The 11013-nt window shown below is 70.1% G+C and carries 8 protein-coding genes; all 8 read right to left on the minus strand.

What is annotated here, in order from left to right:
* Positions 1-38: 38 nt before the first annotated feature.
* Positions 39-2279, minus strand: coding sequence for a tetratricopeptide repeat protein (locus LMA02_RS25470; RefSeq protein ID WP_228908003.1), 2241 nt, complete (start codon positions 2277-2279; stop codon positions 39-41).
* Positions 2280-2302: 23 nt separating this feature from the next.
* Positions 2303-4555 (minus strand): tetratricopeptide repeat protein, encoded by a 2253-nt coding sequence (locus LMA02_RS25475; protein WP_228908004.1) that lies wholly within the window; start codon positions 4553-4555, stop codon positions 2303-2305.
* Between the two features lie 42 nt (positions 4556-4597).
* Positions 4598-6829 (minus strand): tetratricopeptide repeat protein, encoded by a 2232-nt coding sequence (locus tag LMA02_RS25480; RefSeq protein ID WP_228908005.1) that lies wholly within the window; start codon positions 6827-6829, stop codon positions 4598-4600.
* 168 nt (positions 6830-6997) lie between these two features.
* The gene (locus LMA02_RS25485) at positions 6998-7660 is read right to left on the minus strand and encodes a PulJ/GspJ family protein (RefSeq protein ID WP_228908006.1); all 663 of its coding nucleotides are present in this window, start codon (positions 7658-7660) and stop codon (positions 6998-7000) included.
* A complete protein-coding gene (gspI, locus tag LMA02_RS25490; RefSeq protein ID WP_228908007.1) occupies positions 7644-8054 on the minus strand; it encodes a type II secretion system minor pseudopilin GspI in 411 nt (136 codons plus the stop codon). The genes LMA02_RS25485 and gspI overlap by 17 nt, the downstream gene beginning before the upstream one ends.
* Positions 8055-8365: 311 nt before the next feature.
* Positions 8366-8572 carry a hypothetical protein gene (locus LMA02_RS25495; RefSeq protein WP_166723273.1) on the minus strand — a complete coding sequence of 69 codons (207 nt, stop codon included), beginning with the start codon at positions 8570-8572 and terminating at the stop codon, positions 8366-8368.
* Positions 8573-8898: 326 nt separating this feature from the next.
* Positions 8899-9501: an alpha-ketoglutarate-dependent dioxygenase AlkB family protein gene (locus LMA02_RS25500; protein WP_228908008.1), complete on the minus strand. Its 603-nt coding sequence runs from the start codon at positions 9499-9501 to the stop codon at positions 8899-8901.
* A 199-nt stretch (positions 9502-9700) separates the two neighbouring features.
* A complete protein-coding gene (locus tag LMA02_RS25505; protein WP_228908009.1) occupies positions 9701-10852 on the minus strand; it encodes a metallophosphoesterase in 1152 nt (383 codons plus the stop codon).
* Positions 10853-11013: the final 161 nt, after the last annotated feature.

The raw sequence follows: 11013 nt of genomic DNA on the forward strand, positions 1-11013 counted from the left end.
CCGTGAAATGGTCCGTAGCTTTTGTCATGGAGCACCGCTCACGCCCGTACGGAATGCGCGCGCGGCAGCGCAGCGAGCGCGTCGGCCAGCCGCGCGACCACCGCGGGCCAATCGCCGGGTCGCGTCTGCCGGAACAGCGTCGCGGACGGATACCACGGGCAGTCGTCGCGTTCGAGCAGCCAGCGCCAGTCCGGCACGCGCGGCAGCAGCACCCACAGAGGTCGCGCGAGCGCACCGGCCAGGTGCGCGACCGACGTGTCGACGCTGATCACGAGATCCAGCGCGTCGACCAGCGCGGCCGTTTCGGCGAAATCCGTCAACGCATCGGCGAACGACGGCACGCCGCTCGCGGCGAATTCATCCGCGTCGCGCGCACGCACCTGCGGCTGCAGGCTCACGAACGTCGCATCGAGCGCCCCGAACCCGACGAGCGGCGCCAGCGCGGCGAACGGCATCGAGCGGTTCTCGTCGTTCGCGTGACGCGGATTGCCGGACCATGCGAGCCCGACCCGCAGCCGGCCGCGCGGCGAGATCGCGTCGAGGCGCTGCACCCACGCTGCGCGCCGCCGCGCATCGGCGCGCAGATACGGCACGTCGGCTGGCACCGTATCGAGCGTCGTGCGGAACGCATACGGCAGGCTCATCAGCGGACATTGCAGGTCGAACGCCGGCGCCGGCTGGCCCTCGGTGACGATCCGGCTCACCCCGCGCAGCGTGCCGAGCAGTTCACCGAGCGCGGCCGGCGCCTCGACGATCACGGTCGCGCCCCGGTCGTGCGCGAGGCCCGCGTAGCGGCAGAACTGCAGCGTGTCGCCGTAGCCCTGTTCCGCATGCAGCAACAGCGTGCGGCCCGCGAGCGGCTCGTCGCCGGTCCACAGCGGCCGGTCCGCATGACGCCGGTGCAGCATCACGTCGGCCGCGTCCCAGCGCGCCTCGTGCTGCCGCCACCCCGCGTCGAAATCGCCCATCAGCAGCCGGCAGAACGCCTCCGAACGGCGCGCGGCGCCGTGGTGCGGATCGCGTCCGCAAGCATCGGCGTAGTCCGCCAGCGCCGCGTCGTAGTCGCCGAGATGCTGGCGCGCGACCGCCCGCGTGAAGAGCGCCTGCGCGACGTTCGCGGGCGCGGCGGCCGCCGCTGCGTGACTCGCGAGCGCTTCGTCGTAGCGACCGAGTTGCTGCAGTGCCAGCGCCCGGTTGTAATGCAGCTCCGCATGCGGTCCCGTCAGCGCGAGCGCCGCGTCGTAATCCGCGAGCGCTTCGTCGTAGCGGCCGAGCGCGCGCAACGCGGCCGCGCTGTTTCTCCGCGCGTCGATGTCGTCGGGCTTGCGCGCCAAAGCTTCCCGGTACGCGTGCGCGGCCTGCTCGTGACGTTCGAGACCGAGCAGCGCATTGCCGCGTCCGACCCACGCGGCGACGTTGCCGCGATTCAGCGCGAGCAGCCGGTCGCAGCGTTTCAGCAATTCGTCGCGGGCATGCAGCAGATCGAGCGCGACGCAGCTCGCGTAAAGCAGTTGCTCGTCGTCCGGCATCCGCGCGAGCCCTTCGTCGAGACACGCGAGCGCGTCGGCGGGCCGGCCGAGTTCGGTCATCACGACGCCGCACGCGTAGACGAGCTCGGGCGTCTTGCCGCGCACGACCATCGCGAGCTGATAACTGTGAAGCGCCTGCTCGCGATGGCCGAGCGCACGCAGCGCATGGCCACGCTCGGTATGCGCGGCCGGATCGTTCGCGTCGATCCGCAGCGCGCGCTCGATGCTGATCAGCGCATCGGCCGGCCGCCCGAGCCATCGCAGTGTCTCGCCACGCCGGCACCACGCCGCCGCGTGGGCCGGTTCGCGCACGAGCGCGCGATCGTACGCCGCGAGCGCCGCGTCGTATTGGCCGAGCGCGAGCAACGCGTCGCCGCGCGCCGCATGCGACGGCGCATGTTCCGGATCGGCCGCGAGCGCGCGTTCGGCGACGGCGATCGCGTCGCGATGGCGGCCGATGCCGGTCAGCGCCGCCGCATGGTTCGCAAGATTCCACGGCTGGTTCAGCCCGAACGTCATCGATCGCGCGAGCAGCGGCTCCGCGCGCGCCGGGTCGCCGAGTTTCAGATACACGACGCCGAGCAGATGCAGCGCCTCGACGTGGTCGGGCGCCATCGTCAGCACGCCTTCGTAGAGCCGCCCGGCGCCCGCGAAGTCGCGCTGCTCGAGCCGCACGCGCGCATTGCGCAGCGCATCGTCGAGCACGACGCGCAGCGGCACGGCGGCGGCGCCGAGAACGGCGCCCGCCATCGGCGCAGGCTCGCGGCGCGCATTCATCGCGCGCCTTCGCCGACGAGCGCCGGCAATTCGGCCGCGATCCGCTCGACGACGGGCGCCCACTGCCCGCCGTCGGGCTGGCGGAACAATCGCGCGGACGGATACCACGGGCTGTCGTCCCGTTCGAGCAGCCAGCGGAAATCGGGCGTATGCGGAATCATCAGCGCGAGCGGCCGGCCGAGCGCGCCGGCGAGGTGCGCGACGGACGTATCGACGCTGACGACGCCGTCCATCAGCGCAGTGAGCGCCGCCGTGTCCGCGAAGTCCGCCAGCTCGTCGCCGACGAACCGCACGGCGCTCGCGTCGAGCAACGGCCGGTCCTCGTCGCGGACCACCTTCTGCAGGCTGATCCACTCGTAGCGGTCGTCGAACAGCGGCAGCAGATCCGCGAGCGTCATCGAGCGATTGCGGTCGTTCAGGTGCAGCGGGTTGCCGGACCACACGAGGCCGATGCGCGGCCGCGGCGATGCGCCGAGCCGGTCGTGCCAGCCCGCGACGCGGGCGGGATCGGCGGCAAGATACGGCACGCTCGCCGGAATCGACGTCAGATCGGTGCGAAATTCGAGCGGCAGGCTCAGCAGCGGGCAATGAAGATCGAACGGTGGCAGCGGCTCGCCGCGCGCGACGAGCGTGTCGACGCCGTCGAGCGTCGCGAACAGCGTCTTCAACTCGACCGGCGCTTCAAGCACGACGCGCGCGCCGAGCGCTTTCACGAGCGGCACGTAGCGGCAGAACTGCAGCGTGTCGCCGAGCCCCTGTTCCGGGTACAGCAGGATCGTCTTGCCGTCGAGCGGCATCCCGTGGGTCCAGCGCGGCTGCGCGAACGTGCGCCGGCTCGCGTCGAGCTGCGTATCGCGCCAGCGCCATTCGTATTCGGCCCAGCCCGCTTCGAAATCGCCGATCGACAGACACAGAAACGCCCGCATGCAGTGCGCGAGCACGTAGTCGGGATCGATGTCGATCGCGTCCGCATACGCCTGCCGCGCGTCGTCGTGACGCCGCAGCGCACGCAGCGCATTGCCCCTGTGGAAGTGCGCGAGCTTGTCGCGCGGCGTCGCGGCGATCACGCGCGCGAAATCGTCGAGCGCGGCGTCGTAGCGATGCGTTTCGAGCTGCACGCGGCCGCGCGTGAACCACGCGGGCGCATAGCCCGCATCGAGCGCGAGCGCGCGGTCGCACATGTCGCGCGCTTCGTCGTGACGTTCGATGCGCATCAGCGCGCTCGCGTAGTTGCACAGCACGCCGGCACTGCCCGGTTCCGCGTCGAGCGCGCACGCATAGCTGTCGACCGCGTCGCGATAGCGCTCCAGGTGGCTGGCCGCGTTGCCGCGGTTCGCGAGCGCCCGCGCATGGCGCGGATCGATTGCGAGCACGCGGTCGCAGCGCACCAGCGCCTCATCGTGCCGCCCGAGTTGTTCGAGCGCGACCGAGCTGTTGAAGACCGCATCGACGAAGGTGGGGCTCGCCGCGATCGCCGCATTGAAATCCGCGAGCGCGCGTTCCGGATCGTGCAGATCCAGATACGCGACACCGCGCAGGAACAGCACTTCGGCGCTGCCGGGCGTCTGCGCGAGCGCATGGCCATAGCTGTCGACCGCATCGCGGAAACGGCCGAGTTCGCGCAGCGCGAGACCGCGCCCGCGCATCGCGTCGAACGTGCGCCCGGCGATGGCGATCGCGCGGTCGCAATCGGCCAGCGCATCGTCGTGGCGGCCGAGCGCGCGCAGCATGTCGCTGCGCTTCACGTAGCCGTCGGCGAAACCGGGCGCGAGTTCGAGCAGCCGGTCATAGGCCGCGCGCGCTTCGTCGCATCGCGCGAGCTGCGCGAGCAAGCCCGCCCGCTGAAACAGCGCGCGCTGATGCGCGGGATTGATCGCAAGCGCTTCGTCGAGGCGCGCGAGCGCATCGTGCTCGCGCCCGAGCCCCGCCAGCACCGCCGAATAGTTCGCGAGCGCGAGCGGCACCGGCTGACGCTCGACCGAACGCCGCATCAGCGGCTCGGCGTCGTCGAGGCGTCCCTGCTGGAAGCGCACCGCGCCGAGCAGGTGCAGCGCCTCCGGATGGTCGGGTTCGAGCGCGAGCAGTTCCCCATACGCACGCTCCGCATGCTCCAGTGCGCCGTCGCGATGCGCGTTGCGTGCACGCGCGAGCAGCCGTTCGAGCTGCGCGGCGTCGGGCGGACGGCGATCCGGCGATCGTGGCGCGGCCGGCGCGCTCGCGAGTGTCGTCCCTTCCCCGTTCGATGTCATCGTGTGGCCCCTGGCTGATCGTTCTGTTCTGGTTCGGTGTCGCTATCGCACGCTTGCATCGATGCCGCCGATCGCGACACGCACCGCGTCGATCACGTCGGCCCAGTTGCCCGGCGCCGGCTGGCGGAACAGCCGCGCGGACGGATACCACGGACTGTCGCCGCGCTCCCGCATCCAGCGCCATTCCGCCGGATCGGGCAGCAACACCCAGACCGGCGCGCCGAGCGCACCGGCGAGATGCGCGACCGCGGAATCGACCGCGATCACGAGATCGAGCGCGCCGATCAGCGCGGCCGTATCGGCGAAATCGCCGAGTTCGTCGTCGACACGGCGCACCGGTGCATTCGCGAGCAACGCACGGTCCGATTCGCGCACGGGCTTTTGCAGGCTGATCCAGTCGACGTCGAGATCGAACAGCGGCTCGAAGCGCGCGAAATCGATCGAGCGGTTGTGATCGTTGCGGTGTTCCGGATTGCCGGCCCACGCGAGGCCGATGCGCGGCCGGCGCCGCTCGCCGAGCAATGCGTCCCACTCGCGCGTGCGCTGCGAGTCCGCATGGAGATAGGCGCCGCCGCGCGGAATGGTGGCCTCGTCGGTGCGAAACGCGTGCGGCAGGCTCAGCAGCGGCGCCTGGCAGTCGAACGCCGGCAACGGCTCACCGCGTGCGATCACGTGGGTCGCACCATGCAGCGACGCCATCAGCGCACGCAGCGGCGGCTGCACCTCGAACACCACGCGCGCACCACGCTCGGCCATGAGCGGCACGTAGCGGCAGAATTGCAACGTGTCGCCGAAACCTTGCTCCGCATGGATCAGCACGGTCCTGCCGTCGAGCGGCGTGTCGCCGCGCCACGCAGGTTGCGTGAACGGCCGGTCGTGCCGCGCCAGCTGCGCGTCGCGCAACCGCCATTCGTACTCGGGCCAGCCGCGCGCGAAATCGCCTTCGATCAGGTACAGCGACGCGCGCGCGAAATGCGCTTCGGCGTAGTCGGGATGCAGCGCGATCGCGCGGTCGTACGCGGCGAGCGCATCATCCGTGCGAGCCGTTTCGAAATGCAGGTTGCCGCGGTTGAGCCAGTTCGTCGCGTGTTCCGGACGCAGCGCGACTGCGCGGTCGAGCGACGCCATCGCTTCGTCGTAGCGGTGCAGATCCTGCAACACGCTGCCGCGGTTGGTCCACGCTTCGGCGAACCGCGCGTCGCGCGCCAGCGCGGCGTCGTAGCTCGCCAGCGCTTCGTCGTAACGCTTCAGGTAACGCAGCGCGGTGCCGCGATTGCACAGCGTTTCCGCCGAATGCGGATCGATCGCAAGCGCGCGCGCATAGCCGGCGAGCGCGTCGTCGTAGCGCTTGAGCTGCAGCAACGCGTTGCCGCGGCTCGCATGCGCGCGCACGTGCGCCGGATCGAGCGCCAGCACGCGCTCGCAGCGCTCGAGCGCCTCGTCGGCGCGGCCGAGCCGCTCGAGCGCGACCGCGCTGTTGTAGAGCGCGTCGATCCGCGCGGGATCGGCCGCGATCGCTTCGTTGAACGCAGCAAGCGCCTCGCTCGGCCGGTCGAGGTCGATCAGCGTGCGGCCGCGCTCGGCCATGATCGCGGCCACGTCGGGCCGGATCGCGCTCGCGCGGTCGAAGCACTGCAGCGCATCGGCCGGCCGCTGCAGTTCGCGCAGCACGAGACCGCGGTTGAACCACGATTCGAACGAGCGCGGGTCGACCATCAGCGCGCGATCGTAGGTATCCAGTGCTTCGTCGAAACGGCCGAGCGCACGCAGCGCGCTGCCGCGATTGCAGAGCGCGTCGAGCACGAGCGGCGACACGGCGAGCGCACGGTCGAACGACGCCAGCGCGTCGTCGTAGCGGCGCAGCCCGATCAGCGTATTGCCGCGACGCACGAGCGTCTGCACGTCGTCGGGCGCCGTGCGCAGTGCGGCCGCGAAATGCTCGAGCGCCTCGTCGATGCGGCCGCGCTCGCCGGAGATCGCGCCGAGATCCGACAGCGCGCGCGTGCCGGGCGCGATCGCGATCGACTGGCGCAGCAGCGCTTCGGCGTCGTCGGCCGCGCCGCGCTGGAACTGCAGCACGCCGTACAAGTGCAGCGCCTGAGGATTGTCCGGCTCCTTCGCGAGCACGGCGAGATATTCGCGCGCCGCGTCGTCGAACCGCCCGGCGCTGTGCCAGTTTTGTGCGCGGCTCAGGAGCGCCGCGGATTGCCGTGGTCCGGATGCGTCGTTCCCCGACGCGCCCGCATGTGCATCATGCCGGTGCTCGACCGTCACGTTCGCCCCCTTCCCGTTTGCCGATGCCGCCGCTGAACGGGCCGAGGCGGCCGGTCGCGGGGTCATGCTCGGGACGAGACTAACGGACACCCAATAACAGACGTATGACGAAAGTTACGGACCTTTTTGTCGGGGGACGGGATCGCCGGCGCGGGGGCGGCACTACGCCTATTGGCCGATCGGAATCGTGCGCACGTATTCGACCGCGGGCGCCCCGATCGTGACCGAGAAGCGCACGCCGCGCGGCAACGGCATCCCGAGCGACGTGACGCTGCTGACGCCGTGCTGCGCGAGAAACTGCGCGTAGGTCTGCTCGATCGCGGTCTGGCTGGTCGTCCAGCCGCCGGGCGGAATCCACACCGCCAGCTGCATCGACCGCGCATCGCTGCTGACGACCACGCGCGTGAAATCGTCCATGTGCTGGAGCGCCGTCTCGACCTCGGCCAGCGACGCGAGCGGCTGCGACGCACTGCGCACGAGCTCGCGCCCGTTCAGCCGGTAGCGCACGACCTGGACGTGCGCCGGCCCGCCGCCGACGCCGAGGTGACGCACCATCACGAGGTCGTTCGGCCGGATCCGCAACGGCGGCCCGAACACCTCGTCGGCCGTCACGAGGTTCATCAGGTCGAACTGCAACTGGGAGAAATAGCGGCCGAGCAGACGCGTTTGCGCCAGATTCGACGCGATATCGTCGCGGCCCCGGATCGTCGCGTCGAGGCCGCGCCACGACAGCAGCGCGATCACGGCGAGCAGCGCGATCGCGACCAGCATCTCGATCAGCGTGAAGCCCCGCGCGCGCGCCGCCGCGCGCGGTTCAGTGGCGCGCTTCATCCTGGACGACCGTCACGACTTCGGCGAGCACGTTGCGGCTCGACGCCGACGAAAATACGCTGACCGTCACGCGCCGCACGAGCGGGCTCGGCAACGCGGCCACGGACTGCCGGCACACGAACCGGTAACGGCCCTGCGGGCAAGTGAACGTCTGCGTGCCGACCGGCGGCCAGGTCGACGCGATGCGGATCTCGCCGAGCGCGTTGTCGGCGCTCCACAGCGCGAGCAGTCGCATGCGCGCCGTGTCGGTGTCCGACGCGAGCGCGCCGATCGCGCGCATCACGGCGCCGAGCGCCACCGCGACGATCGCCAGCGCGATCAGCACCTCGATCAGCGTGAAGCCCCGTAGCCGCGCCCGTGCAGCGCGGTAGGTGTAGGTTCTGTCGTCGCACATGACCTGCGTTCTTGTCGATGAGTCGTCGCCGGGCATCCCGCGCCGAGCGCGCGACACATCGCGCATCGCCGGCACGGCGGACGCCGCGCATGCACGTTAAGTCGCGCGTATGGCAGGTGCGTGTCGAAAGGTACGGACCATTTGGCGAAGTCGACGTGACGCGCGCGGGCACGCCGGTGTGTCACGCGATGCGTGACGAGCGACAGCGAAACGGGGGAAAAGGGAAACGAAGAGGAAAACGAAAGAGGAAAAACGAGGGCAATGAACGACCGCGCCGATCCAGGATCGGGATTGGGGTCGGCGCGACGGCGTCAGGCCGTCACGGTGTCGTCATACTCGGCGCGCGCGAGCTGACCAGCGGCATAGGCGTCGGCTTCGCCGCGAAAGCCGTCCGTGCTGAATGCGACGACTTTCACACCGACGCCGGACGCCCGCTTTACTGTCAGCGCCCATTGCCAACCGCCGTCTTGTTCGAAGACGTGCAGCGAGGATTCGAGGGATGAGTCCAGTACGGTCACGGGTTATGCTCCTGCCCTGCGTGTCCTATTGGCGACACCTCGGGCATGTCGAAAAAATGCGCCGGTTCGCGGCGCGTTTCAGCTATTCGACAGTCTAGTCAAGGAATGTTGCGACGCACCATCAGGGCTTACACCTGCCTATCGGAACCAGGTGGTCGATCGAATCCGCCTGAAACCCTTGCGGCACGGGCCTCGCGGGCATATTTTCGCCGCCCGATACGGCACTCGTGCGGCAACGTGCCGCATGGACGACCGACGGATCGTATCGGTCGGAAAACGGGTCACGATCGAACGCGAGCGCCCCGCCCGGGCGGCATGGCCAGCGACTAACGCCCCGCCGCCGCCACCACCCGCCGGAACGTCAGATTGATGCGCTCGCCCTGCACGGCCGGCGCCTTCGGCACGCGGTGCTGCCATTCGGCCTGCGTGCGGCCGCGCATCACGAGCAGGCTGCCGTGCGTCAGCCGGTACGCATGCACGACGCCGGTCGCACGGTGACGCAGGTCGAACACGCGCATCGCGCCGAGGCTCACCGACGCGATCACCGGTGCGTCGCCGAGCTCCGGCTCGTTGTCCGCATGCCAGCCGAGGCTGTCCTGTCCATTGCGGTAACGATTGAGCAGCACGCTGTTGAAATGCGCGCCGCACGTGGCCTCGACCGCACGCTTCAGGTCGAGCACGGCCGCCGTCCACGGCGCGGGCACGTTGCGGATCCCCGAATACACGTAGACGGCATCCGGCTCGCCCTGCCACGCGGTGAGCCGCGGCAGCGGAATGCGGCCGCGCGGCGTGCGGATCGTATCCTGCCGCCATGCGACTTCATCGATCAGCGCGGCCAGCACGCGATCGGCGTCGGACGGTGCGAGCCAGTCCGGGTACCAGTCCACGTCGGGCGCGGGCGCATCGGCGAAAAGATCGGGCGTCGACATGTCGGGATCAGGCAGAAAATGAACGGTACAGACGGACGATGTCTGCATGGTAGACAACGGCAACACACGCCGCCATGCGCTGTCATTCCGGCGCGTGACGCGGCCGCCCGCGCGAACGGCGAACCGCGAAGCCGATGCATTTGCGGCATGTCACGCCATCATCGCGGCGCGCGTCGATTTCGACGCTATCGCGCGCCCGTCAACCTGTCGCGCGCGTCAACCGGATCAGCGTGATTTCGGACGGCACGCCGAAGCGGTTCGGCGGCCCCCAGTAGCCGGTGCCGCGGCTCGTATAGAGCCACATCGCGCCGAAGCGGTTCAGCCCGCCGATCACCGGCTGCTGCAGACGCACGAACGGCGGCCACGGCAGGAACTGGCCGCCGTGCGTATGGCCGGACAGCTGCACGGTGAAGCCGGCGCGGCTCGCCGCTTCCGCGCTGCGCGGCTGGTGCGCGAGCAGGATCTTCGTCGCGACGTCGCGCGGCGCGCCCGCCAGCGCCTGCTCGGGGTCGCTGCGGTGCGCGGGATCGAACCCGCCCGCCGTGAAGTCGGTGACGCCCGCGAGCACCGCGCGCGCACCGTCGTGCTCGATCAGCACGTGCTCGTTGAGCAGCACCGTCAACCCGATTCGCCGGAATTCGTCGATCCACGCGTGCGCGCCGGCGTAGTACTCGTGGTTGCCCGTCACGAGGAAGCTGCCGTGCCGCGACTGCATGCGGCCGAGCGGCGCCGTGTGTTCGCGTAGCCGCTTGACCGAGCCGTCGACCACGTCGCCCGTCACGACGACGAGATCCGCCTCGAGCGCATTGACCGCCCGCACGATCCGCTCGATATAAGGCCGCTTGATCGTCGGCCCGACGTGAATGTCCGACAGTTGCACGATCGTCAGCCCGTCGAGCGCGGCCGGCAGCCCGTCGACCGGAATCGACACGCGCTTGACCGCCGCCGTGCGGCGCGCGCCGACGAATCCGATCGCAGTGACCAGCACCGCGGCCACCAGCACGCCGAGCGCCGTGTCGGAGGTCACGCCGCTCCATGCACCGTCATGCCCGAGATTCCGCCACACGACGACGCCGAGCAGCACCAGCTCGCGCAGGAACGTCAGCACCAGCAGCGACGAGAAGAAGCCCATCGCGAGCGAGCCGGCCCAGCCGACAAGCGTCGCGGCCCAGCCTTCGTCGAAGCGGCGCGAGAACATGCCGACCGGGATCAGCACGACGAAGCTCGCCAGTACCAGCGCCGCGATCGTGCGCGCGAGCGGCGACGCGAATGCGCCGGGAATGATCCGCAGCCCGACATACAAATGGAACAGCACGCCGATTGCGATGAACCGGACAAAGAAACTTCGCATGGAACACTCATCCTCGTTGCGATACCACCGTCGCGCGGCGCGTCGGCCGGGATCGTGACGTCAAGTCTCGTCATGCCCCGCGCGACGCGCCGCGTCCTTCGCACGATGGTACACAGATACCGGCCGGCTCGACCGGACGCGGATTCGCAACCGCTCGCGCA

The sequence above is a fragment of the Burkholderia sp. B21-005 genome, from assembly GCF_020843965.1.
Taxonomy (GTDB): Bacteria; Pseudomonadota; Gammaproteobacteria; order Burkholderiales; family Burkholderiaceae; genus Burkholderia; species Burkholderia ambifaria.

What these genes read in the sequence shown, in the direction of transcription:
- LMA02_RS25500 (WP_228908008.1), bottom strand. Translation starts at nt 9,501, where the DNA reads ATGTCGACGCCCGATCTTTTCGCCGATGCGCCCGCGCCCGACGTGGAC.
- LMA02_RS25505 (WP_228908009.1), bottom strand. Translation starts at nt 10,852, where the DNA reads ATGCGAAGTTTCTTTGTCCGGTTCATCGCAATCGGCGTGCTGTTCCAT.
- LMA02_RS25485 (WP_228908006.1), bottom strand. Translation starts at nt 7,660, where the DNA reads ATGAAGCGCGCCACTGAACCGCGCGCGGCGGCGCGCGCGCGGGGCTTC.
- LMA02_RS25475 (WP_228908004.1), bottom strand. Translation starts at nt 4,555, where the DNA reads ATGACATCGAACGGGGAAGGGACGACACTCGCGAGCGCGCCGGCCGCG.
- gspI (WP_228908007.1), bottom strand. Translation starts at nt 8,054, where the DNA reads ATGTGCGACGACAGAACCTACACCTACCGCGCTGCACGGGCGCGGCTA.
- LMA02_RS25470 (WP_228908003.1), bottom strand. Translation starts at nt 2,279, where the DNA reads ATGGCGGGCGCCGTTCTCGGCGCCGCCGCCGTGCCGCTGCGCGTCGTG.